This window comes from Anabaena sp. FACHB-595 (assembly GCF_048568275.1).
Classification (GTDB): Bacteria; Cyanobacteriota; Cyanobacteriia; order Cyanobacteriales; family Nostocaceae; genus Trichormus.
This window is the reverse complement of the sequence record NZ_CP183477.1, coordinates 17551-43614: the sequence shown is the minus strand read 5'-3', so window position 1 is coordinate 43614 and position 26064 is coordinate 17551. Positions and strand designations below refer to the sequence as shown.

Sequence of the window (26064 nt, the reverse complement as noted above, 5' to 3'; positions counted from 1 at the left end):
ACCAGCCTGCAATCATCCGTTTCGACCAGGATTAATTGCAAATAAGCTCAACACTTTACTATGACTAAGTTTTCTCTCCTTGACAGGAGTTTGTCAAAAAACTCATTTGAGAATTTTATAAATTAACTTTGAATTCTTTACCGAGTTTTTTTACTTAAAAACCAACGGTAAAAGTAACTCTAAGCCTTACTGGTGACGCAGTTAAAAAACCGTTCGTTTTTTTTACTTTTATAGTTGCAGATAATCCTGGCTCAAACCGATGATTGCAGGTTGGTTGCAAATAATCCTGGCTCAGTTGCATTTAATCCTGGTTCAAATGAAATTATAGTTGCAATTAATCCTGGCTGAAAACAGTGATGATTGCAGGTCTGAGCGATTAGCATTGCAGGTCGTTACATTTAGGGTTCGTCAGAGCAAACTATTTGAGCCTATTCCCGAAATTGTTAGACCAAAGCCAGTTTAACCGAAGAGCCAGACGCTTGGAAGGAATGCTGGAAGAACTAAGACGTTTCTGGGTTGTTGACTTAGGGGCAATCTTTGAGACCACACTTTTGTTAGACACAAAACCAGTACCAGTAGTTGGCTACAAACGTGACAAACGCCAAAGTGATTTTACTGGCAGTGCTGATTATGGGTGGTGTGCCAGTCGAAAAATGAACTATTTTGGCTACAAATTGGTACTCATCAGTACCCTCAACGGCATACCCCTAGTTTACTCTTTAGTGCCAGCTAGTACTGATGAACGTCTAGCAGCCGAATCAGTTTTAGACCGTGTTCATGGCTGTCGTATCCTTGCAGATAAAGGATTTATTGGTGGCGAATGGCAGAGTGATATTTCCAAAATCACCGGCAATCAAATTTTCACTCCCAAACGAGCCAACCAACTTCAACAACAGCCAAAAGCGTTTGAGAGTTTATTAAACAGCCTGCGTGAGCGTATTGAAGGAGTCTTTAACGAGGTACAAAATACCGGACGTAATTTGGAACGTCTGCTGAGAAAGAAAGTTGATGCTCTGTGCGTTCATGTTACCGCTAAAATCACCAGTCATACTCTACGCATTTTTTTGCGTCAGCGTTTTGGTATTGATGTGCTTACTTTTGAACAGCATCCTCTGGCTTAATTCACATAAGGCGTACAATATATATTGCTAATTAATAGTAAGATGACAATTTTTAATTCAGTATAGTAGATAATGCGAAATTTAAAATTTATTGTTGAATAATTTTATGGAAACAGAGCAAAATTATTTCATCATCTTCAATACTACAGAGGGAGCATATTTACCTCTCAACCCTGATGACAACGGTTTATTAACTTATTCGACCCAAAAGCAAGCCCGTGATGCTTTTGAGTTGAACTACAAAGAACATCATGAACAGCAATCAGCAACTTGGTCTACCAGTGCTGCAATACATTGGTTAAACCTACAACCATTTGTGGTAGCTTTAAGTGCCAGTCTAACTCCAATGGAAGTGTTAACCACACTCTCAAATTCCGATACTCCAGACCTAAAGGTGTATTCTCTGTCTAGTATTGCTGTGCGTTCTATTAGGGCAGCTAGGGTTGACTTAGAAACTTGCCGCCATTATGAGGTGTCACAAGTAGAGTTGATTAACCCTAAGTGGTGGCAAGAACAACCTGTTTAATTCACCATAGTTATCAATATTTAATGACACCTGAAAGTTTTATAGAGCTTGTTAACGTTGCAAGTCAAATAGCGACTAAAAGAAATAAAGCGATCGCCGTGTTCAACATTGATAACACTTACTATATGGTCGATGCTTGTAAATGGGAACAAGGTTGTCCGTATGGGCTATATGTTATGACAGTAGAACCAGGACAAAAACCTAGTAAGGTGCTTGACCTTGCTGAAATTTTTCATAATCTATCTTAAGAGTCAATATCTCAAACACTACTGGAGACAAAACCTCTAACTCTATTGGTTCGCCAGTGTAGATGACATCTGGAAAGTCTTGAGGGTAAAAGATTCCATGAGGAATATTTTCTCCTTGAAGCCACATTTTGGCTCGATAATCGATACGTTCACCTGATGCTAGGTCTATCCAAAAATGCGGCTCAATTTCTTGATTTTGCCGAATCAAAACCCCAATCATGGGTTGATGCTCAATGCCATGATTAGTTAACACAGTGTGGCAGATGCGAGTCATACCATCGCATTCTGTTTGAGAAGAATCATAGCAGTCAAGGAGTTGCTGAATTTTTTCTCTTAATATCACCTCATACTCCTTAATCATTTTCTTTGGACAAGGAACTACTTCTGAAAACCAAAGTTTAAAATGTAATAGCCATATCGTCAAAAACGAGCTAAGTTACGAGATTCAGCAAAAACATCAATGAGATCAACAACAGCAGCTGATAGTACACCAGGAAAACAAGCAGTATCACCGAAGATAGTAGCAAATCTGACAGCCACATCTTCTTGGAGTGCTAGAGACAGTGAACTAGATGTGCTGTAGTTTCTGTAAGCTAACTCTAAAGAGGGTTGAGCTTGTTGCAATTTTGCCTGAGAAGGTAAGCGATCGCGCTTGGTGTGTGAATTGAAATTAGGGTCAGCAGGTACTAAGTTCCAAAGTTCATTGATGGGGTAGAGAGATACGGGTAAAAGGTGGTCTAAATCGTACCTGATGCCATAAGAAATGTGCTTTTTTGTCCAAGGGCAAACAAACTCTGTACCTTCCATTAACAGTAAATCTACATTGTTACGTTCCCAAGTTAAAGGTCTGCGATTGTCAGGTCTATCTGTTAACAACTCATAAATGCAACCTCGATGCACTTTTGAGTGATTTTTCTGTTGTAATTTCTCTGTGAACAAACACCATTCATGAATGCAAAGTGCTTCAATCCACAATGACATATCCCCAAAAGTTTGCCACAGATCAGCTTTAATTATTAAGCATTTATCATCTGCTTTAGTACCAGGAACTGCTACAACTTGATAGCTTTGTTCTGCATACCTTAAGGGTTTATCAAATACACTCCAGTGACCAAGCCCTGCATATTTAACTGGCTGCTCAATTGCTTTACTAATGGCTGTGAGAGCAACTTGATAGGCTTGACGTAACGGTTTTGAGTAGCCTTGATATTTTCGCGGTACTCTCAGCTCGTTGATGAGGTAAAAGCCATCGCTAGGGCTGAAGATTCCACTAACACCTGATTCCCATTCACAGCGTAATTTCTCTAGTTGAGGGCGAAACAAGATATCATTTCGCAATTGACCATTAACTATTGCTCGTTGTCCTTGCAAAATAGGGTCACTTGGTTTGACAAAAGGCCAGTAATAAGCAATCCAAAACTGAGCCAGTACCCGTAAAGGCACAGCTACATCCGCGTTCGTTTTCCGCAAATCAGGGAAGCTGAGGACGACATCATTAATGGCACGTAACAAGGCGATTTTGTAGCTTGTTACTTTAGTATCGTGTTTGAGAATTGTGCTAATAATGATGCTGCCTGATGACATAATCTATTCTGTTTTCAAGGTACTTAATTGCTGTGCCAAATATTCAACTTGATTTTTGACAAATTCTAAATTTTTATATGTAGCATCCCTATAATTAAAAATATTCACAATAATTGGAGAAATATCTTCGCTATGGGTACAGTCAAACCCTATCCACCAATAATTATCAGTTATTGGTAATAGTTGATGACAAACTGCTTTGGGGTCATTACTTTGGTGAGATGCTTCAGAAAACGTAATTTTTCCATGAACTTGAATGCACCTTAATTCGTTGTTTGTGCCATCCTTACCATAATAAGGATGAGTTGGAGGAATACCCACATAGCCACACAAAAAACCTGGGTCTTGCCTGACTATTAAACAAGGGAATCCCAGATAAACCCATTCAATTCGGTCTGGTTCTTGCTGCCATTCACCGTCTGCCCATGCAGATTTATCAATCCAATTCAGAGTTTTCATCTATAATGTTCCCATTCTGATCACGTTTCACTTCTACCACCTTTACATCAAAACTTTCCCACTCCTCCACAGTAAACCCAGCCTCAGTTTCATCTGGATACCGCCGCGCCATTTCTTGCCATGCAGCTTCTTCGTTGATTGCCCAAATATAATGACCTTGGCGTTCTCTAAGGTCATCTCGACCTATGCAGTCGTGTAAGTATAATGCGTTACGTGTACATCGATATTCGCGCATGGCTGCAAATGAATAAAGATTTAGCTTACTACGTTAAGAAATTTTCTCCTAAATCCGCATCAAACAAAATAGGTTTAAACGTTAGCCCTGGCGCACCAAATAAGCCCATTTTGCTGCTGTCTGTCATCGAAATGATAGCAACGAGGCAGATCACCAAAAACCAAATCCCCTTCAATGCTGAACTTATCGCCACGTTTCTTAAACTATGGAGCCACCTGGAGCCACTACGTAAGCCAGATATAGGTTTACCTTTCTATCACCTGACCAGCGATCGCTTTTGGCATTACCAAATGAAACTGGGATTTGAGGGATGGATGAAAGCCAAAATAAAAATTAGGACTCCTAGCACCATCAGAGAAACAGTAGAGTACGCCTACCTTGATGATGAACTCTGGTTACTGCTCCAAAATCACCAAGACAGAACTGTACTAACTCATGTTTTGATTGACTCCTGGTTTAATGAGCTTACACAGGAGGATATAGAGCCGTTATTGCAAGTCAACGCCTTTGCTGAACTACAAGACCAGTTGCAACGCACTGGTGGTAAAGTTTATCAGCCAGAAGAACTAGAAGATGAGCAAGCTGTAATTGTGCGAGATGGTGCATTCCGTAAAATTGTAGTTTCAACTTATAACTACCGTTGTGCATTCTGCGGATTGCAGATACTTGACTCACTCGGACAGAACATTGTAGATGGGTCACACATCAAACCATTCTCGCAGTTCTACGATGACCGCATCGATAATGGGCTGGCACTGTGCAAAAATCATCATTGGGCATTTGACCGTTTTTGGTTCAGCATTGATGATGATTACACTATCATCGTCTCTAACAGCCTACGGGAAGAATCACCCAACGCTAAACCAATGAGGGAGTTTAGCGGCGATCGCATAATCTTACCTGCCCAAGAGCAGTATTATCCAAGGCGAGATTCTCTACAATGGCATCGTGATCAGTTTTTAAGGCGTGCTGCATGAGTAAAAAACCCAAAGGTTGGTATAAAGACATTGTTATTCGTCCCGTTGTTCATGTAGACGGTTATGAAAGCTATGAGAAAATTTGCAGTTTTGTTGCTGATATTTATTACTCTGTGGAGGAACAAAAGCTACTGTATCAAATAAGAATCAATCCCACAGAATCGAGGTACATCACCCTATACACCTTGTTAAAAGTCGGTCAAGCCAAATGCCCAGCATATTGGGTGAACAAAGATTTATTAGAAGCGTTGCTACAATCAGTTTTAACCGTCGAAATTGATAGTATAAACTGGGCAATGAGAACGGGAATATTTATGCTACCTAAAGGTGTAATTTTTTCTCCTGAAAATAATAGCGTTGATGCTATTTTTTGGAATTACGATAGTGAAGCAGACATCCTTTATTGGACAGCCACCGATGGGTCTAGTGCCTTTTGCCGCCGATTTAAACTTGATGCACAAAAACTTTATTATACTGATTCTCAAGATATAGATCCCAAGGTAGTTAAAGGATTTAATGAGTATTTACACTCAATCATCCTTCGACTAATTTTGATTATGGAGTGTCGCCCTGAATTTATAGATACAACAAGCGAAAAAGTCATGGTAAATAAAGGTTTTGGCAAAGCGCAAGCACAAGATTTTTATCAACCACTTTGGCTTGGACGAGGATATAAGCTTAAACGTGAAGGGACGCAAATTACTGAAGTTAATAGTCGTACACATGATACTAAAAGTGTCAATTGGCGCAGGGGCTTATTAAGTAATCAACCGGACGCAGAAAGTCCACAGCAAAGAAAATTAGTCTGGATTGAGCCAGTTCTAGTAATGGGTGGAAAAGAATCATAATCAGCAGATGGAACCTTTAGAAACGATACAAGCAATTCATTTAGCAGTCCAAACATTAAGTGAGATTGAAACTTTATCGATTGATGATGATATCAAAGAGCAATTAATTAATAAAGTTTTAACAACTATTGGGATAGAAATAAATCAAGATAAAAAATATGAACCTGGAAGTCAAGAGAAGATTATTAGAGCTATTAGAAAACTAGGTGGTAGTGCCACTCGTGCTGAAATTGCATCAAATACAGGCATGAATCCTAACTCAATTAGTTCATTGCTAAGTCAATTGACTAAAAAACGTACAATTGAAAAGATTCAACTTAAGAAACCACCTGTTAGAAATGGTAGAGGGTTAGAGCCTGAATATATTTATAAGCTTATAGATAATGAATAATTATACTTAATCCTACTTCTTATGAATAATAAAAGCAAATTGGTGTAAGGGTTTATTACATAATCAACCTTATGTAAAAGGCAGACAGCAAAGAAAATTAGTATAGATTGAACCAATTTTAGTAATTAGTGGAAAAGAATCACAATGATGAATAACGATGAAATTAACGCCAAATATGAATCTGGTCTAAACAGATTATCTCAAGAATTAGATAGGGTAAAGCTACCAAGATTAGTTGAAAATATTAGGTCTAATCCTAATTACATAAGGATTGATGCAGATAGTCAATCTAATCTTGATTGGGATGATGTTAAAAAATCTCAGCTAATTGAATCTTTTATTCTTAATTTACCTGTAATGCCAATTGTTCTCTACGAGATGTCATATCATACATACGAAGTGATTGATGGTAAACAAAGGTTAAAAGCAATTGTAGATTTTTACAGTAATCAATTAGCTTTAAGCGGGTTAGAAATTAAGACAGAATTAAACGGATACACTTACGCTAATCTTCCAGTTCACACGCAGAGAGTTCTGGATAACCATTCTCTATCTTTAATATCTATTATCCCTTCAGAGGATGCTAACCCTGATGAAATAGCAAAATTAATAGAGATTGTTGCTAATCGTCTTAATTAAAGGGCAGCGATTGCATCACAACAAAAAATATCGACACTACATCGGTGCATCATAATTCAGGGGGCTGGGTCTAACAACTCAATCGCAATTACTATCGATTAGAAGAACAAGGATTTTAGCGATTTGTTTAAGGAGAATTAAATGTCAAATAAAATATTTAAGTTTGAACTAATTCAAGGACTACCAGAAGAACATGGTAATTATTTTTTCTTATTAGAAAATGGTTCAGTCAAGGAAGGATATTATAGTTCTTTTCCTGTTCCTCATCATCAAGATGATACTGTTAGAGTTGCTAACTGTGAAGATAAAGAATTTTATTATAAAAAATGTGTTGGGTGGCTAAAGCCTATAGAATGATTTTTTACGGATTCCAGATGAAGATGGTGAACCTGAACTGATGCTGCACTTTTGAATCGGAAGTTAGGAAAAGTCAAAAAAAATAAACTAACAGGGATTTTAAAACAGTGAAAGCAGAAGAACTAAAAACATTAGTTATTAATATTCTTCAAGAAAAGCCTAGATTTTTTGATCATGTTTGTACTAAAGATATCAAAGCCCTGCTTTTAGAACATTATAATATTTCTGTAAGTGAGAAAATGATTATTAAAGTGATGATGCAGGTAGTAGAAGAGGGGGTTAGCAAATTTGGTGGGGATGGTTACGAGTGTGGGGATGGTAGTACACTAACTTGGGCTGATGAACACACTGTAGCTGGCTCAAAAATGACAGGACTTCATAAGTATTGGTGGTTCAATATTTAGTTAAATTTAATCAAATTAATTTTCAAGTATAAAATAATAATGGAGCTTAAAATAAAAATGGAGGAACTGAAACTGATGCTTCATTTTTGAATCGGAAGTTATAAAAGTTTAAAAACCTATAACAGCAAATATTATAGTTTTATGACTAATAATGAAGTGATAAGCGATGTGTTTAAAAATCAGCAATACATGACTCCAGAACAACTAAGTATTGCTCATGAGTTCCAGAAGATGATAGAAAATGAATATGCACTGTGTGCAAGAGAAATGAAAAAAGCTAATCAAGCGGCAGTATCTAAACCCATCTCTACAAATCCAGATGAAAAGTTATCAATAAACTATGCAGGACTAGAAATTGACGCAATTCGTGAATATTGGTTTAATCGGTTAGTCAGCCTCATTCAAGTTATCGAAAACAGAAATCCCCAATTGAATAAAGAACTAGCAAATAAGTATTTAAACAATGAGCAGTAACTTAGACCGACTGCTGGCAAGATTAAAAGAGCAAGCAGACTTAATTGACGAACTTAACAGACGTTCTGATTTTCGCCATAAAAGCATCCAAAGTCTGATATTAGCCAATGGAAAATCTTTTGAAAAACAGGTCAAATCTCCATTTAAAGGTCAACCAAAATCGTGCTTTGAAAATTGTTTAAAAGCACTGATAAATTTCCCAAATCTTAATTACTGTGAGGGATTTGCTATTAGTGATGATGTTTCTATAGCTGTATCTCATGCTTGGCTAGTCAATAATGATGGAGATGTAATTGACCCAACTTGGATAGGAAAAAATTTTCAGGGTAGTACCTACTTTGGGGTAGTCTTCAATAATGATTTTGCTATAGAAATAGCACAGAAAATTAAATGTTATGGGATATTAGATAATGACTACATGAATGAACATCAGCTAGTGCGAGAAGGTTTCCCATCTCATGCACTACACTCTAAGTTTCATGAAAAATAATCTAGAAAGCTGATTAATAAATTAAAACCATAACCAGAATTATTTGGCTATAGTGGTGAAATGCCCCATTTGGTTGTAAATATATTCAGCAATCACATCAACAGCCAAAATAAAGCCCAGTTGCTTTTATACAACTGGGCTTAAACTTAAACTACATAATTACAAGAAGAGGCATTCAATTTTTATGTTCGTTGGCTAACCAACTTTAAGTTACTAACACGTCTGTTATGCAAACATCTCGCCTTGTATCTGCGCCGCGCTTACCCACAAAGGAGGGGTGTTGAATCCTTCATCAACAACCAAGTAGCGCCAGTCTTTGTCCTCATTGCTCCAGGCTACCCCAATAATTAAGCTTACGGATAGGGATTTTTCATTTAAGATTTCTTTCCCGATCTCTAGTGGAGGAAGAGGCACAGGGATATTAAATCTTTCCGCAACTAATTGGTATTGAGCCGAGATATGTGTAATTTTGAGCAAGATGCTCTGAAAAAGCTTGCTACATATAGCTTTTAGCGTTTTTAATAGTTCCGCCTGATTTGAGACACGCATACTTGCAGCGTGAGGGTCAATAATTGCTTTTCGTCTACCAAAGAGAATTATAAATACTGTGTGGTTGAAATGAATATAACCTTTACCCTGTAATAGTTTCAGACAATTCACCGCGAAAGATGCTTTTTGTCTAAGTTGTAAAACCTGTAAATAAAGTTAATAAATACTCCGGTTTCTGTAGCGATAGATACCCAAGATTTGTACCCTTGTGTCAATTTCACTTGAAAATTGCTGAAACCTATATATAGTAAGAGTTTCCAGACCATCTTGCAGCTTTTTACACATATCTCGGCTCAATACCTAATTGGCACATTACATTTATATTCATAAAAGCGATTTTCTCAAAAAATTCTATCTAAGACTGCTGGGTGTCGTTTGTGGTAATAGCGCACCGCAGATTCAATAAGTTTATCAATTTCGAGGGAATCGCTGATCACGTCTGCTTTGATTTGTAAGAAACACTGATTGTTTTGAGTGGATGCGGTCGTTGATAACTACAATTAACACCTGCCTACTTCCGCAAGGAATATTTTACTCTGAGGTGAATGTAAACATTTATGCCCCCTCCCACCGAGGTATGATGAACGTTATTGGAAACCTACATTATCAATAACGCAGTAGTGAGCAATTATGCCTAACGAGCCGGTTTGGGGGGAATTAGTCAAGGTAGAGTTAGAGGCGTGTTTAGATGCACCGATCGCGCGATATTTTGATGCACAACTTGACAAAGACCCAGATGTGTTGGCCCAACTGTTGGCAGATAAACGCAACCCCAATACTCGGCGTGCTTACGAGAAAGATTTAAGGGATTTCTTTGTGAAGATGACTCTGTTGCCGCCGACTGGTGATAGTGTGTTGGAGTTTCTGCACTTGCAGCGAGAGCAAGCGGTGATGGTGGTGCTGAAGTACAAGGCGAAATTGATAGCCTCTGGAGTGCGGGAGGCAACAATTAATCGGCGGTTGGCGGCGCTTAAGTCCTTGGCGAAGATGGGGCGCAAGCTGGGGGTGTGCAACTATTCCCTGGAAGATGTCGAAGGAGAAAAGGTCAAGGCTTATCGGGATACGCGGGGGGTTGATAGCAAGACGATAGCACTGGTGTTACAGCAATTTGATAGGGAGACTTTGATTGGTAAGCGCAACTATGCAATTTTTTTAGTGCTGTGGGGTTTAGCTTTGCGTCGCCAGGAGATATGTCAGTTAAATGTGGGTGACTTTGATTTTTATGGTCGCAAGTTGCGGGTTTTGGGTAAGGGTAAGGGAACGAATGAAGAATATTTGGATATGTCCAAAGATGTGGCGGCGGCTCTTGCTGATTGGTTAATTGCGCGAGGGGATTTGAAACCCGATTTACCGATTTTTACGGCGTTAGATTTTCATAACTCTGGGCATAGATTGACTACGGATGCTATCTATAAAATCGTGTCGGCAGCTTTTAAAAAGGCGGGGGTGAAGAAACCGATGTCACCGCACAGGGTGAGGCATTCGGCGATTACGGCGGCGCTTGATGCTACTGATGGGAATATTAGAAAGGTGCAGAAATTGAGCCGTCATGCTGACCCCAGGACGCTGATGATTTATGACGATAACCGGAATAAAGATTTGTGGGAAATGTCGGAATTATTGACTCTTATGTTGAAGAATTCTGAGTGAAAAACATTAATTAAGATGAAAATTTTCAAGTCCGGTAAATGGCAACTCAAAGCCTTATTGATTCTGGTATGCCTTACTTTAAGTTTTCTCGGTATCGATCCTGATGAACTTTTCACTTTTTTTCAATACAGGGAGAGGTACTGTTCCCATAATGCAATTAAATCTCCCTACTGCAATTTAAGAGTCGTTCGCACCATAGAGGGACATCCTACAGTTTCTGCAATTGCGCTCGGTGCGGACGGTCAAACTCTAGTCAGTGGTGGTCAAGATAAAACAATCAAAGTCTGGGAACTGCAAACAGGAAAGTTGAAAAAAACACTACGGAGTGATTCTGGTGCAATTAATGCTTTAGCAATCTCTCCTGATGGCAAAACTGTTGTCAGTGGTAGTGGCGATCGGCTAGTTCGCATCTGGGATATTACCTCAAATCAACCTCAAAAGATACTCAGAGGTCATTCTGGCAATGTTACTCATGTTGATATTTCCTCTGACGGAAAGACTATTATTAGTCTTGATCGTGGTGACTCTCCTGAGATCAAAGTCTGGGATCTCAAAACTCTTGAGCAAAAAGCCAGATTGCCATATTCCCATTTCGATGACATTAGTCCAGATGGTAAAACGGTACTTTTGACTTTACCGAGTAGTAAACTTGTGGCGTGGGATACGGCAACCAACGAGCAACAAGTCCGACAAAATTTTTTCCAACCTTCGGACTCAGCACGCATCAGTTTAGATGGGCAGACACTGGTTAGTATCAAACGAGCAGGAAAACGCTCTTTCCATCTGCAAGTATCAGATTTAAAAACAGGAACAATCAAGGCAAACAAAAGCTTTTCTCGTAAGATATTTAGCCCATCTAACATTGCTCTGAGCCGTAATGTTCTTATTGGTAAGAGCAAGAAGTGGCTGACGGTGTGGAATCTGCAAACAGCCGAGCTAGAAGCAATTTTAGACAAACAGCAAATGAGTCGTTTCGTTGTCAGTCCTGATGGCAAACTCTTGGTCGGAATTACAAGCGATTCCGATAATCGGAATACAACAATTCAAGTGTTGCAGCGTCCGTAAAATTGAAATCTATTTGTTATCGGCGTTTCATTAAAATAGTTTACCTACAGTTACAAGAGCGGGTAGCCCAACTAGAATCCCAGAGGGAGTCAACAAGTTAAAGGGACTTCATTAAGCAGCCCTAATGTTTTCGATAAAAAGCACCCAATAAAACAAATAGATGGGTGCTGTTAATAGCTATATGTAGTGCTAAGTTTTGGCACTTTTCTTAGCACTACAAGCGGCAAGGTATTGAAAGTATTCTTGTAGCAACCGCCACACGCGCACTTAGATAGGTACAATGTTCAAAGAAGTCTGCAATTCTTCTAAGGGTGTTTCCCACAACTTGTTCCATTCAATGCCAAACAGAGGCTTTGCTCTTTTTCCCATCATCCAACCTTGCGTCAAGCCATCTAGAATTTGCTCACAGAGTTCGACTTCGTACATTGCGGTTTTGAGTAAATTCTTCGCAAGGAGAGCTAGAAATAAACGGTCTGGAATAAGTTGTGCGGTATAAAAAGCTTCTAATTTAACCTCACCGGGCTTATCAGTATCACATCCTGTAACAACGTGCCAAATGTCATGAGTTTCGCCAAGATGAGCAGCTAGGAACATAAATGGATGATTGACATTTTCGTTAACAGGTGGAGGCGTTAATTGATTTCTAATCATGTGATCTGCATACATATAACCCAGTGTATAGTTCGGTAATTGATGCAGTTGCTCTAAATCGATTTTTCCTAGCATGGGGCGGTCTTCAAAAGCCTGTTTACCTTGGGGGGTTAGGCTCAGAACTGCCACAACTTTTTGGAGCGTATCTGGATCGTTGAGAACATGAGAAAGCTTACCAATGGACGCAAAATTTCCATAAGGAGATTTCACCAATTCTAGAAAGCTCTCTAGGATTGCCGTTTCTTGAGACTGAGTGATGGTTTCTATCATGAGTTAGTAATTAATTCTTTAAAAACTAATAATAGCTAAATGTGGCACACTGCTTTTTTTAGTTTTGCAATTCAATAAGGAACACACTTTGAAAATATTATTTCATTATTGACTATTACAAAGTTTTGGGATTAATAGGTCGTAATTGCTTCAACCAGCAGTAGTAGGTAAATCCTAAACTTAATAAAACTAATGCAGTGTTTGTTTTAGGCTCTGGGACACTGACAGGAGTGATAGTCAATGAGCCGGAAAAATCATTGTTAGGAGTGGCAATTTGGTCATCAGACAAAGTTAACTTAAATTGACCCGTAAATGTACTGCTTGCTGGAATCAAAACTTCTTTGAGTTGAGTAGTTAAAGGTAAGTCAGTGTTAGTAAAGATGATTCCAAAAGAGTCAGGTAAGAAAAAAGGAGGCGCAGAGCCAACATTGCCAACTAAAAATTGCAACTCTTCTCTTGTCCCCCTTGGGCCTACAAATATTTGATTACGATTAGTTCCGCTTGTAAAATTCGCTGTACTCAACGTTACTGCATTACGAGTAGGTGTACTAGCGAATGTGAGCTTTAAATCTTTAATAGCTCCATTATATCTGCCGGCAATTGGAGTAGTAGATGAGTTAGCAACGTCAGCATCTATAACAAAACTACCCTTGAGTCCGAAAACTGTTGCCGCAGTGCCAAATGGGTCAGAACCAGTTAATGTGCCATCAAATTTGAAGTTGAATAAAGCAGCAACAGCAGGTGTTGTAGTAACTGTAGCTAAAACAATAAATGCTGTCATACTGGTGACAACAGTATTGACAGTTTGAGAAAGAGTTGGCAGCTTGCTCATTTTAATTATTCAAAGTAGGTTTTTTGATATTTAAGTCAAATCCTGATTTTATCAGAGTTGTGCTTTGTGTCACTTAAAGGATAATGTGGACTGTGGGTGAAATATCGGTTTTAAAGAAATACGCTCACTCTTTGGTAGGCAAGAAGCAATTATTGAGTAAAAAGTATCAGTGTATTCATGCAGAAATTCTAGTTCAATCTCAAAAAGCTATAACGTAGATATAGCATAGTTTCCAGACTATCTTCCCCCTGGTGTCAGCTACGCTATATCTACGCCTAGTTTAAGCAAGTATTTATTACCTACAATTTTCGCCGCATCTCAATCTCAAATACTTCAAATCCCAAGCTTTCATAAAGCACTTTTGCGGGTGAATTTTGCAAGACGTTCAAATCAACTTCTGTACAGCCCCTGACGCGCCCCCATGCAAAGGCTTCTTCAAAAAGTGATAGCGCAATTCCACGGCGACGAAATTTAGGAGCCATATAAATCAGCCGATGCTTGGAATGTGAGTACTTTTAAACAATTACTGTATACTTAACAGACCTCTGCGTTAAGTATATATTTGGGTAATTGCAATTCCTTCGACACGATCGTTCATCGCATCTCCTACATAGGGAGTGCTTTCTTTATATAATTCGCTTCCTTGAGAATTGGACAGTTCCACTACAAATCCTGAAGGAATTTTTATAGAACTCACTCCGAATTCTTGTCGATTTATAGGTTGAAAGCTTGCTCCACCTGCCGGGATTTCCATCCACCGTCCTTCGTAATTGCTATGCTCATATAGGTATACAAATGCCATATTTTTATTCAGATCATGAAAACCAAGTATGCCATCAATCTCAGTAAAGGACTAACCTTCTTTTTCATACTGCTCCTGATGTTTGTTTACCAGAATTTCACTATAGGAGCTTGGGTGTATTTAGCACTTCACGGTACTTATGGATTTCTGTGGCTATTAAAAGACCGCATATTCCCAGATAAACAATGGGAGCAACCAGTTTCTGTTCCACAGGGGATTTTCATCTTTATTGTGGTGAATCTATACTGGATAGCACCTTTTATTCTTATTAGTAGTGGCACAGTACCACCACTACCATTAGTAGCAGTAGCTATTTCTTTAAATATCTTTGGTGTGTTTCTACACTTTGTAAGCGATGCCCAGAAATACTATACCCTGAAGTATCAGAAGGGCTTAATAACAGAAGGGTTCTTTGCTCGTTGCCGCAACACCAATTATCTGGGGGAAATATTTATTTATACTGCCTTCGCCATGCTGACTCAACACTGGCTTCCATTTTTGATTCTCGGAGGTTTTATCAGCACAATATTTATTCCAAATATGTTGAAGAAGGACAAATCTCTATCTCGTTACTCTGAGTTTGATGACTACAAAAATCGTTCTGGGCTTTTGTTGCCAAAACTGTTTTTTAGTTCAGTTTCTCAGCAACAAGAAAAGACTGTTATTTAAAATCAACTAACGCATTACTATTTTTTGCCTGCTCAAGCTCATCTGGTAATTGTTAACGAGGTAAGAGGATGAACCCAGAAGCATTACAGCTATTGCGTCACGAGTTTAAAAACAATTGGTTGCGGTTTTTCGAGGCAATTTCAATTGAGCCTGGATACTTCCAAACCTTTGAAGAGGTAGTATTGGCTGTGGAGCGAGAAAGTAATATACCATACAAAGACTTAGCATCTTATGAAAAGGATTTTCTTCGTGGTTGGGATGAAGTTTATAGCAAAGCTTGTGCTGAGGCTGACCGACGAAAACACGGAGCAAGTCCTAACTTGAACTGGTTTGAGCAGTAGTAGGTGTACTCATGTATGAATTAGCAAGCTGGGTCGAAGTATGACTTTGGGAACTGGATGAAAATCTAGAATTAACTACTGAAGATATATTTGATATTCTGTGTCAAGAATACCAGTTAAATGCTGATTCTCTTGAAAAAGAACTAGGTTGTAAATGTCCATTTGCATTAACTGGCTTTTTAAAGGAGTTAGAACGGACAGAAGTTGATTATTATTCACCAGTTGAATGAATTAATCTATTAGCTCTTTCAGTCCTACAATAGCGATATCTAGACTGATATCACCATGCCCTCTAAGAAAACTCAAAGCAAGAAACCGCCGCCCAGCGAGATGCTCCGCGTCCCCGTTGCGTTAAAAGACGCTGTAAGGGAGTTGTCACGGTTGCACAGGCAAGGGCGTACAAACGATGTACTGCAAGGAATCCAAGAATTAGTAAACAAATTAGATAGCACTGCTGATATCGATACTTTTACGTCAATACAGCAATTAGAGCAACGGGTAGCCCAACTAGAATCACGGCACTCTTCAGGTTCTACCGATGAGTTGAAAGAGGAACTGACGGCTATCAGCTTACGCGTGGAGCAACTAGAGACGGCGTATAATCAACTGATTATCTACCTCAATAGTAAAAGTAAACCTAGACAAGCATCCTCTCGCTACTACCAGGGTCAGGGTGAGGTAAAGATAGATACTTATACTCTACAAAATTTAGCAAAGCGTTTGGGGGTAGATGTAGAAACTCTAGAGCGTATCCGAGTGAATGCCAAAAGACCAGAGGAGTTTATTAGCTGGAGTAGGGGACGTGACCCCAGTGGTTTGGGTTGGAGGTATAACCCAGAAAGTGGACTTTACCATCCGGTGAGGTAGCGTGCGGGAGCGCGTTTAACTTCCTTGAGTCAATATAATTACTTCTAAATAAAGTTATAGGGGAAGTTGGCTAGAGAGATTAATTTATAAATGCACCCAAGCCTGATTGAGTTGATTATTATTCAGCAATTGAATGAATTAATCTATTAGCTATTTCATCCCAAAACAGTGCTGATGAGAATAATTCAAGTAGTAGGCAAATTAAACTGATAAACTTGTTCACAAGATGTTGAGGGACTTTAAAGAATGAAATTTTCAGATTTAGCGATTGGAGATTTATTTCAATTTCTAGAAGTAAAATATACTTACAAAAAAGTAGGCGCAGAAGCGGGAATGCCCATGTGTTCTCGAATGAACCACATTGCTGAGGTCAAACCAGAAACAGAAATAATTAGGGTGGAACCAAGCAGCTACTCACGCGAATTAGAAGAAGATGTACCAGACTTTGAACAGTTAGCTTGGGAACTCGAATGTGAAATGGCAGAATTAGATGCCCAATATGCTGACCTATAACCTCTCCAAGTATTAATCGCTGATTTTTAGTTATCTTCTTAAGTAAGTTCGTTATTACTCTTGAGTTGCGTTCCACAGTTTTTCAACCAGTCCATGCCTAAGAAATCAAGAGAACGTTATCCTCAAAACTGGTCAGATATCGCACTCGTTGTCAAACAAGAAGTGAACTGGCGATGTTCTAAGTGTGGGTTGCAATGTATTCGTCCCGGTGATGATACATCCAATCTGACCCGTTCCCAAAGAATGGCATTAACGTTGACAGTGCATCACTCTAATTTTGTGCCGGAGGATAATCGTCGGTCAAACTTATGCGCGTTATGTACGGCTTGTCACCTCAGTTTTCATAACCGACGCAGGGGGAATGTATCGCCGGGGCAACTGTCTTTGTTCTGAGCGATTGAAAAATGTAGCTTATCAATTTATGTTGAACCGTGATACAAGGCGAACGCGAAATTCTCTACTCCTATATCAAACAGATGCACAAGTATTAATTTTTTTACTTGCTTAATTGCTGTTGAGTGGAAAAGTAGCTACATTAAAAATTAGGAATATATCAAATATTCCCAAGAAAAAACCCCATAGCTCACTAGGGGTTGTGATTAATAGTTCTCTCGTGTGTGTACAAATGTACTATAAAGTGGGTCAGTAATCAAGAGATACGAGAAGAAATTCAGTGTATCTGCTCCATAAACAAATTTTGCCCTCGGTTTTTGGCTCTTGGCAAAGTTGTATCGATAATAAATTGTAGAAAGGTACTTAAGCAACTAATCCGGCTCGTAAAGCACGAACTGCTATCTGAGTCCGGTCACTAACACATAACTTATTGAGAATATTGCGAACGTGAGTCTTAACTGTACCTACGGAAACGTAGAGTTTTTCGGCAATCACAGCGTTAGAGCATCCATCTACAATCAGCTTTAAGACATCTAATTCTCTTCGAGTGAGCGGATATGTTTCTACAATGTGGCTATATTCTGGTGACAAGCCATTAATCGCTACCGTGTCTGGTCGAGCGTTGGCAGCAGTTGTAGCTTTTTGGGTCTGCTGTAAAACGATCCGAGCGATTACTGGGTCAATCCAGGAATTACCATTAACAGTCAGATGCAAAGCCTCTACTAATTTATCAGTACTGGCATCTTTCATGCAGTAAGAATCTGCTCCCGCCGCGAAGGCTGCTAGAACAGTATCTTCACTATCCTGCATGGTCATAATTAAAATCTTGGTTTGAGGGGTTTGTTGTGCGTCCATTGAGTTGAAAAAGTGTTGAGTCAACTCAATGCCGCTCATATCAGGCAAGCCCACATCGACAATCGCAATATCTGGTTGAGTAGATTTAAGCAACTTCAGACCAGAGGCAGCATCTCTAGCATCACCAATGACTTCAATGCCATCTAATTTTTGCAAAGTAGCACGTAGACCAATTCGTGTCAGGTCATGATCTTCAATTAAAACTACGCGGATTTTATTCATTGCCCAACCTCAAATTTTCGCTCCTATTAGACACCAAAGCTCTCTTTCACCAGCAGTAGAGCTTGTATCGATTGTTAGCATTGTAATGCTTGAGTCTGCTTGTTTCTATTCATCTCCAGATGGGTCTATCAAGTTAAATCATCTTTCCTTAGTTAGAGAACAAATGAAATTCGAGATACAAATCTAAAGAAATTATTAAATAATCTAAAACGCCATTAATTCGATGAGCATCTAAATGGAACTTAACATTTCTCAATTCAAACGGGGTCAGCCATTATAAAGACCCTTCAGATAAAACTTTTTGGCACTTTCATTATTTAAAAACATGAGAGTGCCAATCATTTTTAGCTCAAGCTTGATTTTCAGTTTCTCCCTCACTTGGGAGCGGCTTTTTTTTGAGTATTGGCTTAGATGGAGGATTGCTTGGCTCTCCATTGCCGCTTTGATGGTCTTTTTTCAATGGTCGCTGTCCCTGGTGTTTATTCTTTTTAGACTGTTGCTGGACTGTGGCTTTATCTTGTTTAGAGGCTTTGAGAAATTTGGGTGCAGTTTCTTGTGGTGGTGCGGTGAGGGCCACAAAACCCCATACATTACGCCCTGGTAGAAATTTCGCCTTCAGGGTGACAAATACTGGATGTCCTAGCTGTTCTTTCGGGACTTTGGGATTAAATCTAAAGGGACGAACAGGTGCATCCTTCCACAGCAACGGTAAATGGCTGGACTTCATGAATTTCACCTTCCGCGCTGGTTCGGCTTGCTTAATATATTCCAGTCTTTCTGTTGTAAAGTTGCGGAACACAGAGATGCACGGAGTTGGGCAGACTGGGATAAACTGCCACAGTCCTGAAAATTTAAACTCTAGGTCTTCTAAATCTCCTGAGACTACATCTTGGAATCGCCCTCTATCAAAGCCTACTAACTGAAAAGCAATTTGATGCGGTTGCTCTTTTTTGGGGAAATGAATTGCCTTGGGATAAACAACCAGCCTAAAAGTCCGATTGCCAGTTGCTTCTATTTCTTTCTTGAGAGCCTGAAATACTCTCAGTTTCTGCCCAATGTACAAAAGCGGGTATTGATTTCGACCAATAGTTACAGTGCTAATGCCCTCTGACTTTAAATTTACCTCTCCTGTAATTACGCCAACCGCTTGAAATATCGCTCCTGTTGCTTCAATAGCATCTACTTGTGATGCGGTCTCAGGATTGACTTGCTCATCATCCGTTGGGGCTTGTATTGCTGGCTCTACCTCTACCTCAGTTTTTGAAAGCTCTGTTGACAAGAAAGTTTTTTCCTGTTGAGGTTGGACAAGCGGCAACTCAATATTAGTAGACTGATTCGGCGTGGGTGAGGCAGATGCCATAATTGTTTTTTTAATCGCGGTCTGATTTCATCTTAAACGGCCGCATGATGAGTGCTGCTGTGACAACAGATTTGTTAGTGTGCGTGAGCAAAAATAAACCCCACCAAGAAAGCGGGGTTTGATTTTTGGTCAGCTAAGGAGGTATTGACTAGAACTAATGTACTATAATGCGGGTAAGTAATCAAGAGATACTATAAGGCGTAGATATAGCGTCGCTGATACTAGCGGCAAACTAGACAGTTTCGTTGAATAATTGAATATAACTCTATTCAGGTTATGTGGGGTTGAGGGAGGTATGGACGGGATTTTCCCACAATCACAATCTAAGCGACCAAAAAGCTTATTCTTCCCTCAGCAATGACACCCGCTTAAAGCATACTTATCATTCAGCCCGACACCACAAACGCTACAACCCTCATCCCAAGATTGACTCATAAATTTGCCTCTTCTTTTTACCTGACTAGCAACTTGGGTTAGAGTTACAGCTAGATATTGCCTCAAGTAATAACTTAATATCTACATCCCACCACTGTTGTAAGTTAATCAACGCTGAATAAAGTCTTGCATCTCCTATTTCTTTTGCCGCTTCTACAGCCAGCCTACCCACGCACCCGCTTTCAAGTTCTGCGATGAGCGGATTAATTACCCGCTCATCTTTTCTCAGTGCTAAACCCAGTAATGCTTCTCCACGAATTTCAGCGATAGTGTCCTCTTGTCCTGTTTCGGAAATTACGCGAGCAAATAAAGCATCTCGAATAGCTGGCGTATCAGTTTCTATTTGGGAACCCAAACCAAAAGTTGCCCAATTTCTAATATCTTCACATTCATCACTAGATAAATCAATTAATGCTTGAATTGCCAATTCATTTGATTGGGAAATTAAACCAAAAACCACGCCCATCCTCACATCTACATCGGGATGATTTTTCAGATTAATTAATGGTAAAACACCTCTCGAATCTTTTAGATATCCAAAGGCAAATCCAATTGTAGACAGCACATTGCTGTTGCTTTCGCTTGATAATAATTTTAAAAGAATATCTACACTTTGTTGCGGAAAAGTTCTTTGTGGCATTCCTAACATTGCTAATATATCAACCCCTAAAGTTCTTTCTTTTGGGCTAGGACTTTCACATAATTTTGACGCGGCTACAAATTCTTCATTGCCACCACGCGCACGTAAAATCCAAACATAATTCCAATACGTCTCTTCATCTTCTTCACCACCAGCAAGTTGAATTATTTGGATTGTACTTCTCTCCTCATTTTGGAAATTTTCAAAATGATTATTACTTGGATTCATCTGAACACCTGCGTAGAGACTAATAAGTGATGAAGTTATACTACTGCTGTGTAATCTCCTTGAACTGTGCATAAGCTTCCTGACAAGCGGCTGAACCGCCCTTGTTACACTGCCAGAGGCGTTCTATGATCTCCGTTTGGTTCAGTTCAGTTCGCAATTGGTTGATCAGTTCATAGCACTGTCCACGGGTTAAATTCAATGGGGTGATGCCCAATACATCATTCATTCACAATCAAGTTATAGTCGATATAACCAAGCATCGCCCCTCTTTTTATCGCCTCATAACGGTTCTTGACGTGCCATTTACTGTACAAATCACTGGCATATTGTTTGACCGTACTAACAGACAGAAACATTTCTTTGGCAATATCTTGAAAAACTAAACCCTGAGCCAGTAAACGCAGGACTTGTATTTGGCGCTCGGTAGGCGGATCTATCAAGTTTTTATCAACGAAGGTGGGGTCAATATATCTATTTTGATAAAGGCTTTCTAACAGTTTTTTAGCCAGCTTTGGGTCAAGTAGACATTCATAAAAGTAAGCTCTCTTGATGGCTAGTTCAATCAATTCTACATCAGCACTCTTGAGCATATAAGAATCAGCACCATGACGAAAAGCCGAGTTAATAAAGTCTGAATGAGTCTCATTAGTAAAAATGACAACTTTACTATTAGTCTTTCTTTTAATTGAACGAGTAAGTTCTAAACCACTCATATCGGGTAATAGTAAATCAACTAACACAACATCAGGATTTACTTGTTCAATTAACTGAAAACCTATCTTTCCACAATTAGCTGACCCTGTAACTTCTATATCTGGAGATTGTTCAATAGCCGCTTTGAAGCCTAAGAGCGTGAATGTTTCTGGTTCAACAATTACTATTCTCAGCATGATGTTGATAATCTTCTAATAATAAATGGCTGTTTATTGACTGATTTATTATTGGTGTCTAGCGGACACGTACTAGACACTTGGTGTCTGGGCGGTGTCTGGTGTGCTGTCTGCTGGTGTCTATGCTGTATAAGGGTTTTGGGCTGTGGTGTCTGCCGTGTCTGGTGTCCTGTGTCCGCGAAAAAAGGGCGTTTTTGGGGGCAGACACAAGACACTATTAGCAGTCAAATTTGATTAAGCTTGATAACACCCTCGCCTATCCAGTCTGCTAAAGATGCGCCGACAATTTCATACATCCAGCCCTTGATTTGCTCAACAGTGAATCTCTCACCGTTTACTTTAAAATTGCCTTTGAACTCTCTTACATCAGCTTCTATTCGTTCAGTTCTGGTGAGATATTCATACAATTTTTGAGCCATTGGTGATAGCTTATTTTTTCATTGGGGGTATCACCAGCCTTGCCACCGATATTAAATTCCAGTTCATAAATGCGTTCTAATGTGGCTTTATCTATGGGTGGAATTGGATTAGATGCTGGTGTTACTGTGTCACTAAAATCAGATATTTTGGCTGTCAAACTCGGCAGAATAACATCAAGCCATTCGTTAGAACTATCGAGTTTTACCTTAGCTCTACCTGTAGATTTTGGCTGTAGTGTAACTGGATCTACTTCAGCCAAACATTCAACCTGAAGCATCTTAGAAACGAGATTATGTAAGCCTTTTATTCCGAATAAACAAGTCTGGGTATTGTTGTGAGCAACCACAGTTAAAGGCATTTCTTGTTTACGGCTCTTAGTTAATGCCAGCTTGCCGAATTTCTCCAATAATTCTGCATCTTTTATAAAGTCAGCGTAGGTGGTTGCTTCCTCACAAATTAGAGATAAAGCTTTACCCTCTGTCCAAAGTTTCTGCCGCCATTGCTCCTCACTCATAGTTGAGTTATTAAAGATTTTTAATCTTGATTCCAGTTCTTTAACGTAATTACGGATCTGCTGCTCTATCTCGTCCCAAGAGTGATAACTTTCAACGCCTCGCCATTCTGCACGGTTACTGTCAGGGTCAAGGACGATAACTCGATAGCCTGCCTGTTTTTTCTGTTTAACAACGTAACGGGCAAGCCAACTTTTACCACCCCCTTGGTTGCCCCAAATTAAGGCAGTTTGTTTGACTAAGTTTTGTACCCAACTGTCTTTGGGAGCAATCGTCTGGGTAGAGTCAGCACCCGTCACCTTATCTGATGGGTTAGTGATATCTTCAATCGACTGCCCCGGCAATGCACCTCTTGGCTGTCCGCTTGCTTGTTGCAGTTGCGCTCGTGCTTCAGCCTCAGCCCTTAACCTGACCTGTTCGGTAAATATGGCTAATTCTTGGGGTGTCATGTTTGATAACTGCGCTGCCCTTGCCCGTCGATTTTCACTCCATTGGTGAAATTCGTAGTCTAGTTGGGCGGTGTAGCTTTCTTTGTGGAGTCTTAGCCCTTCTCGCATTTTGCTGATCAACCAGTTGGCTTTTAGCTCATTTCTGATTGAGGGTAGCAGTTGCATCAATCGCCATTCCCTAGCCTTAGACAATGCAAAAGCTCCACCAGTAGTCACAACTGCGGCTAGACCCCAAAGCGGTTTATTCGGGTTACTGGGTGGAATAATCCTTAGTCTGGTTGCTTTGGTTGGCAGAAAATTATCACGTTGAAATTCAGGGTTAGCTGGTGCGTAAGCTTCGGCATAAAACTCAGACTCCGGCATTATGTAGCGTTTATCTGGTGTGCAGTATTTAGCACGGTTATCTGGTAAGGTCAGCGTAGAGGGGATGAAACAATATTCCACCAAACTAATTTGAGTGCCAGTGAATGATTTAGCCCCACAGATTAAGCCGATGGTTGCCAGCACACCTACAGTAATATTGTTGGCTGTCCCTGAACTTGTATATGACTCGAATTGCTTGTGTTTCATTGGTTTGCCCCCTTTAGCACTACTGCCAATAGCAACAACCCCACTGCACCTAACCCCATTAACAACCAAGGGGGTTCAGGTTGGGGAGTTGGTTTAACTTCGTAGTTTCTAACTTCCTCATAGAACCGTGTCTTACCTGTATTAGTCGCCTCCCTTACAACCCGATACTCGTCAAAGGCTATCCACAGCGAAGCCCCTACACTTGCAGTCTGAACAGTCGCCACTATGAAGTCTTTGCCAATGTGGATTCTGCCGTCATATTGAATTTTGGTCAGGGTGTTGGCGAAAAATAAACCCAGTACAATGCTGCCTAGTGTCCCAGAAGCGATCGCCCCAATGGATAAACTCGTTAGTAAACTCACTCCAGTGTTAGCGGTGAATACGCCCAAAAATGTGGCTAGAGCTTTGTTGAGGAGTTGTTTATTGCTGAAGACATCCCTAATTGATTGCTCTAGCCTTTCACCATCTTCATCCTCCGGGTTCGGCAAAGTGTGTTGCTGTTCACCCCAATTGGTAGAGGGAGTCTGTTCATTATTGGAGTGAAATTGAGATAACAGGATGTCAAAATCATTCATTTTTACTCCTTCTTAACCCTATAAAAGGGCATGAAAGCCAGAGTCTCTCATCCTCTGGCTTTTTACTTGTGGCTTAGATGCCCATAAAGTTGCGGAACCAATTTCCTACACGACTAATTCCAGCAGTGCGGGAGTAGTTTGGTTTGGGTATGCGGTCGGTCTTCGCTTCACTGCCGTTAGTCCACAGTGCGTTAGTTACCGCAGTTTCATAGGCGCGATCTGCTGCATCTTGAGCCTCTGGGACTTTGTTAGATGCCTTGATTAAATCAGCCTCGTATTTTGCGATCGCCATTAGGTCGGCGGTGGCCCCTGCTATCTGAATTAAGGATGAGCGTTGAGCGTGTCGGGTAGCCTCCGCAGTCGTGGCGTTAACGTGTTCGGCTTGCATTCCGGTCAATTCGTTCTTGAAACGCAGTTCGCCCTGTTTAGATGAATTGATAGCCTTCAAGGTTTGCGTTCCGTGCTTCTGGGTCAGTTGCACCAGTTCGGCATAGGCTTGATTAACATCCCCGGTTGTCTCGATAATTTTCCGGTATGCCTCCAATGCTTTGGGTAAATTGGCTATGTACGTGTCCGACAGTCGCGCCATATCTGCAATTCGGGTGATTACCGTTTGGTCGCCTTGAAGTGCCTTGTTAAAATCCTCCGCCGACACGTCAAACAGTTTGCCCATTGCTCCCAAAGTACCAGGGGCATTACCAGAGATATGGTTTTTGAGTTTGGCAGTTCCATAGTTACGCGCCATGTTTTACTCCTATTGCTGATACTTGAGTTGATTAACCAATGCCTCTGCCAATCCCAACAAGTCTGCTAGGGTCACTCGTTTGTAAAGACCTTGGACAATGGGCGAGACTGTTGAGACAGCTTCTGCTGATACTGCGCTGCCAATTACGTTAATTTCTGCACCTAGCAGGGTTTGGGCTATGTTTTGCAGCAGCAACAGTTTCTCTACCTTATTCAGTTGTTCAAATGTGCTGCCGTATTGCTGTTGAAGTTCGTCCAAGTAGGAACCATCCCCCGGCATTGTTGAAGTGAAGTACCCTAAAGGTTTTGACATATTGGTATGATCCTTATGTGTGTATTTAAAACCACTGGAGAAGCGATCGCCAAGATTCTCACTCCCTGCGATCGCTCTCCCTCTAACTAGAAAATGCTTCAAGCTTCGCTACATCGATAGTTGTTCTCTCCTCAACTTCCCACTGCAAGTAAGTCAATGCTGTTGTTGCATCTCAAGCGCGTCAAGTCGGGACTATAGTTGAGTGCAATTTGCTTGTAATCGGGATGGTTGCGAATTTGTAGAATTGTTTGCTGTGCCTCTTGAATTAGGCTAGTTAATGATTGGCTCATAATTATGCCTATTAGTTAACAGATTTGTTAGTGCGTTTACGTGGTACTGGTTTTTGTTGTAAGTGGGCGATTACTCCTATGCTGAACATTCCTCCACCTATCATTGCTGTGGTAGTTGCACCAAACTTTTGAGTAGAAAGATAACCAAAACCAACACAGCTAAGTAGAAATAAAGTAGCTCCTATTGCTTGTCTAATTCTCACAAT

At 40.1% G+C, this 26064-nt stretch carries 37 protein-coding genes and 1 pseudogene; 17 read left to right on the top strand and 21 right to left on the bottom strand.

Going from position 1 to position 26064, the window contains the following annotated elements; all coding sequences use genetic code 11:
* Positions 1-398 precede the first annotated feature (398 nt).
* Positions 399-1121 (top strand): annotated as a pseudogene (locus ACN222_RS30485) (IS982 family transposase); the annotation flags it as partial.
* 106 nt (positions 1122-1227) lie between these two features.
* Positions 1228-1647, top strand: a complete 420-nt coding sequence (locus tag ACN222_RS30480) for a hypothetical protein (protein WP_010999552.1) — start codon at positions 1228-1230, stop codon at positions 1645-1647.
* A 201-nt stretch (positions 1648-1848) separates the two neighbouring features.
* Here ACN222_RS30480 and ACN222_RS30475 read toward each other — a convergent pair whose 3' ends face one another.
* The 4 genes from ACN222_RS30475 to ACN222_RS30460 are packed head-to-tail and all read right to left on the bottom strand — an operon-like array spanning position 1849 to position 4173.
* Entirely contained in the window at positions 1849-2256 is a 408-nt protein-coding gene (locus ACN222_RS30475) for a hypothetical protein (protein ID WP_010999551.1), read from the bottom strand.
* A 59-nt stretch (positions 2257-2315) separates the two neighbouring features.
* Complete coding sequence (locus tag ACN222_RS30470; protein WP_010999550.1) at positions 2316-3479, bottom strand: HNH endonuclease domain-containing protein; 1164 nt, start codon at positions 3477-3479, stop codon at positions 2316-2318.
* A 3-nt stretch (positions 3480-3482) separates the two neighbouring features.
* On the bottom strand, positions 3483-3938 hold the full coding sequence (locus ACN222_RS30465; protein WP_010999549.1) for a hypothetical protein: 456 nt from the start codon (positions 3936-3938) through the stop codon (positions 3483-3485).
* Entirely contained in the window at positions 3916-4173 is a 258-nt protein-coding gene (locus ACN222_RS30460; protein WP_044520387.1) for a hypothetical protein, read from the bottom strand. Before ACN222_RS30460 ends, ACN222_RS30465 begins: the two co-directional genes overlap by 23 nt.
* Before the next feature lie 8 nt (positions 4174-4181).
* Between ACN222_RS30460 and ACN222_RS30455 the strand changes: the two genes are divergently transcribed.
* From ACN222_RS30455 to ACN222_RS30420, 8 genes are all read left to right on the top strand, one after another.
* Positions 4182-5150: an HNH endonuclease gene (locus ACN222_RS30455; protein WP_044520386.1), complete on the top strand. Its 969-nt coding sequence runs from the start codon at positions 4182-4184 to the stop codon at positions 5148-5150.
* Complete coding sequence (locus ACN222_RS30450; protein WP_010999547.1) at positions 5147-5998, top strand: hypothetical protein; 852 nt, start codon at positions 5147-5149, stop codon at positions 5996-5998. Before ACN222_RS30455 ends, ACN222_RS30450 begins: the two co-directional genes overlap by 4 nt.
* A 7-nt stretch (positions 5999-6005) precedes the next feature.
* Positions 6006-6389, top strand: coding sequence for a hypothetical protein (locus ACN222_RS30445; RefSeq protein WP_010999546.1), 384 nt, complete (start codon positions 6006-6008; stop codon positions 6387-6389).
* A gap of 144 nt (positions 6390-6533) precedes the next feature.
* Positions 6534-7028 carry a DUF262 domain-containing protein gene (locus tag ACN222_RS30440; RefSeq protein ID WP_010999545.1) on the top strand — a complete coding sequence of 165 codons (495 nt, stop codon included), beginning with the start codon at positions 6534-6536 and terminating at the stop codon, positions 7026-7028.
* A 141-nt stretch (positions 7029-7169) separates the two neighbouring features.
* Complete coding sequence (locus ACN222_RS30435; RefSeq protein ID WP_010999544.1) at positions 7170-7385, top strand: hypothetical protein; 216 nt, start codon at positions 7170-7172, stop codon at positions 7383-7385.
* A 107-nt stretch (positions 7386-7492) separates the two neighbouring features.
* Positions 7493-7789 (top strand): hypothetical protein, encoded by a 297-nt coding sequence (locus ACN222_RS30430; RefSeq protein WP_010999543.1) that lies wholly within the window; start codon positions 7493-7495, stop codon positions 7787-7789.
* Between the two features lie 141 nt (positions 7790-7930).
* Positions 7931-8263, top strand: coding sequence for a hypothetical protein (locus ACN222_RS30425; RefSeq protein WP_010999542.1), 333 nt, complete (start codon positions 7931-7933; stop codon positions 8261-8263).
* Positions 8253-8753, top strand: coding sequence for a hypothetical protein (locus tag ACN222_RS30420; RefSeq protein ID WP_010999541.1), 501 nt, complete (start codon positions 8253-8255; stop codon positions 8751-8753). Before ACN222_RS30425 ends, ACN222_RS30420 begins: the two co-directional genes overlap by 11 nt.
* A gap of 225 nt (positions 8754-8978) precedes the next feature.
* Here the strand turns inward: ACN222_RS30420 and ACN222_RS30415 are convergent, their stop codons facing one another.
* The gene (locus ACN222_RS30415) at positions 8979-9413 is read right to left on the bottom strand and encodes a hypothetical protein (protein WP_010999540.1); all 435 of its coding nucleotides are present in this window, start codon (positions 9411-9413) and stop codon (positions 8979-8981) included.
* A gap of 519 nt (positions 9414-9932) precedes the next feature.
* On the opposite strand from ACN222_RS30415, the gene ACN222_RS30410 reads away from it, so the two are divergent.
* Both ACN222_RS30410 and ACN222_RS30405 read left to right on the top strand, forming a co-directional pair.
* Positions 9933-10952, top strand: a complete 1020-nt coding sequence (locus ACN222_RS30410; protein WP_010999539.1) for a tyrosine-type recombinase/integrase — start codon at positions 9933-9935, stop codon at positions 10950-10952.
* A gap of 15 nt (positions 10953-10967) precedes the next feature.
* A complete protein-coding gene (locus tag ACN222_RS30405; RefSeq protein ID WP_010999538.1) occupies positions 10968-12017 on the top strand; it encodes a WD40 repeat domain-containing protein in 1050 nt (349 codons plus the stop codon).
* Positions 12018-12284: 267 nt separating this feature from the next.
* On the opposite strand, the gene ACN222_RS30400 is transcribed toward ACN222_RS30405, so the two are convergent.
* The 4 genes from ACN222_RS30400 to ACN222_RS30385 all read right to left on the bottom strand — a co-directional run bounded on the left by ACN222_RS30400 (position 12285) and on the right by ACN222_RS30385 (position 14572).
* The gene (locus ACN222_RS30400; protein ID WP_010999537.1) at positions 12285-12938 is read right to left on the bottom strand and encodes a Coq4 family protein; all 654 of its coding nucleotides are present in this window, start codon (positions 12936-12938) and stop codon (positions 12285-12287) included.
* A gap of 115 nt (positions 12939-13053) precedes the next feature.
* Positions 13054-13770 carry a hypothetical protein gene (locus tag ACN222_RS30395; RefSeq protein WP_010999536.1) on the bottom strand — a complete coding sequence of 239 codons (717 nt, stop codon included), beginning with the start codon at positions 13768-13770 and terminating at the stop codon, positions 13054-13056.
* A 299-nt stretch (positions 13771-14069) separates the two neighbouring features.
* The gene (locus ACN222_RS30390; protein WP_010999535.1) at positions 14070-14252 is read right to left on the bottom strand and encodes a GNAT family N-acetyltransferase; all 183 of its coding nucleotides are present in this window, start codon (positions 14250-14252) and stop codon (positions 14070-14072) included.
* A 68-nt stretch (positions 14253-14320) separates the two neighbouring features.
* Positions 14321-14572 carry a hypothetical protein gene (locus ACN222_RS30385; protein WP_096637508.1) on the bottom strand — a complete coding sequence of 84 codons (252 nt, stop codon included), beginning with the start codon at positions 14570-14572 and terminating at the stop codon, positions 14321-14323.
* 15 nt (positions 14573-14587) lie between these two features.
* Between ACN222_RS30385 and ACN222_RS30380 the strand changes: the two genes are divergently transcribed.
* The 5 genes from ACN222_RS30380 (at position 14588) to ACN222_RS30360 (ending at position 17355) form a co-directional block, all read left to right on the top strand.
* Positions 14588-15241 carry a methyltransferase family protein gene (locus tag ACN222_RS30380; RefSeq protein WP_010999534.1) on the top strand — a complete coding sequence of 218 codons (654 nt, stop codon included), beginning with the start codon at positions 14588-14590 and terminating at the stop codon, positions 15239-15241.
* Positions 15242-15309: 68 nt separating this feature from the next.
* A complete protein-coding gene (locus tag ACN222_RS30375) occupies positions 15310-15582 on the top strand; it encodes a hypothetical protein (RefSeq protein ID WP_010999533.1) in 273 nt (90 codons plus the stop codon).
* A gap of 285 nt (positions 15583-15867) precedes the next feature.
* Positions 15868-16449 carry a hypothetical protein gene (locus tag ACN222_RS30370; RefSeq protein ID WP_010999532.1) on the top strand — a complete coding sequence of 194 codons (582 nt, stop codon included), beginning with the start codon at positions 15868-15870 and terminating at the stop codon, positions 16447-16449.
* Between the two features lie 246 nt (positions 16450-16695).
* Positions 16696-16962: a hypothetical protein gene (locus ACN222_RS30365; RefSeq protein WP_010999531.1), complete on the top strand. Its 267-nt coding sequence runs from the start codon at positions 16696-16698 to the stop codon at positions 16960-16962.
* A gap of 93 nt (positions 16963-17055) precedes the next feature.
* The gene (locus tag ACN222_RS30360; RefSeq protein ID WP_084789061.1) at positions 17056-17355 is read left to right on the top strand and encodes an HNH endonuclease; all 300 of its coding nucleotides are present in this window, start codon (positions 17056-17058) and stop codon (positions 17353-17355) included.
* Between the two features lie 363 nt (positions 17356-17718).
* Here ACN222_RS30360 and ACN222_RS30355 read toward each other — a convergent pair whose 3' ends face one another.
* The 12 genes from ACN222_RS30355 to ACN222_RS30300 all read right to left on the bottom strand — a co-directional run bounded on the left by ACN222_RS30355 (position 17719) and on the right by ACN222_RS30300 (position 26061).
* Positions 17719-18432 (bottom strand): response regulator, encoded by a 714-nt coding sequence (locus ACN222_RS30355; protein WP_010999529.1) that lies wholly within the window; start codon positions 18430-18432, stop codon positions 17719-17721.
* Between the two features lie 349 nt (positions 18433-18781).
* On the bottom strand, positions 18782-19792 hold the full coding sequence (locus ACN222_RS30350; RefSeq protein WP_010999528.1) for a hypothetical protein: 1011 nt from the start codon (positions 19790-19792) through the stop codon (positions 18782-18784).
* 460 nt (positions 19793-20252) lie between these two features.
* Positions 20253-21167, bottom strand: a complete 915-nt coding sequence (locus tag ACN222_RS30345) for a HEAT repeat domain-containing protein (protein WP_010999526.1) — start codon at positions 21165-21167, stop codon at positions 20253-20255.
* Positions 21136-21321 carry a hypothetical protein gene (locus ACN222_RS30340; RefSeq protein WP_044520378.1) on the bottom strand — a complete coding sequence of 62 codons (186 nt, stop codon included), beginning with the start codon at positions 21319-21321 and terminating at the stop codon, positions 21136-21138. Before ACN222_RS30340 ends, ACN222_RS30345 begins: the two co-directional genes overlap by 32 nt.
* Positions 21314-21985, bottom strand: coding sequence for a response regulator (locus ACN222_RS30335; RefSeq protein ID WP_010999525.1), 672 nt, complete (start codon positions 21983-21985; stop codon positions 21314-21316). Before ACN222_RS30335 ends, ACN222_RS30340 begins: the two co-directional genes overlap by 8 nt.
* Positions 21986-22209: 224 nt before the next feature.
* A complete protein-coding gene (locus tag ACN222_RS30330; RefSeq protein ID WP_419756924.1) occupies positions 22210-22404 on the bottom strand; it encodes a hypothetical protein in 195 nt (64 codons plus the stop codon).
* On the bottom strand, positions 22359-23936 hold the full coding sequence (locus ACN222_RS30325) for a hypothetical protein (RefSeq protein ID WP_419756923.1): 1578 nt from the start codon (positions 23934-23936) through the stop codon (positions 22359-22361). The genes ACN222_RS30330 and ACN222_RS30325 overlap by 46 nt, the downstream gene beginning before the upstream one ends.
* Entirely contained in the window at positions 23933-24511 is a 579-nt protein-coding gene (locus ACN222_RS30320; RefSeq protein WP_010999523.1) for a hypothetical protein, read from the bottom strand. Before ACN222_RS30320 ends, ACN222_RS30325 begins: the two co-directional genes overlap by 4 nt.
* A 73-nt stretch (positions 24512-24584) precedes the next feature.
* Positions 24585-25256, bottom strand: a complete 672-nt coding sequence (locus tag ACN222_RS30315; RefSeq protein ID WP_010999522.1) for a hypothetical protein — start codon at positions 25254-25256, stop codon at positions 24585-24587.
* A 9-nt stretch (positions 25257-25265) separates the two neighbouring features.
* On the bottom strand, positions 25266-25670 hold the full coding sequence (locus tag ACN222_RS30310) for a hypothetical protein (RefSeq protein WP_126987450.1): 405 nt from the start codon (positions 25668-25670) through the stop codon (positions 25266-25268).
* A 29-nt stretch (positions 25671-25699) separates the two neighbouring features.
* Positions 25700-25858 carry a hypothetical protein gene (locus ACN222_RS30305; RefSeq protein ID WP_010999520.1) on the bottom strand — a complete coding sequence of 53 codons (159 nt, stop codon included), beginning with the start codon at positions 25856-25858 and terminating at the stop codon, positions 25700-25702.
* Between the two features lie 11 nt (positions 25859-25869).
* Positions 25870-26061 (bottom strand): hypothetical protein, encoded by a 192-nt coding sequence (locus tag ACN222_RS30300; RefSeq protein WP_010999519.1) that lies wholly within the window; start codon positions 26059-26061, stop codon positions 25870-25872.
* Positions 26062-26064 lie beyond the last annotated feature (3 nt).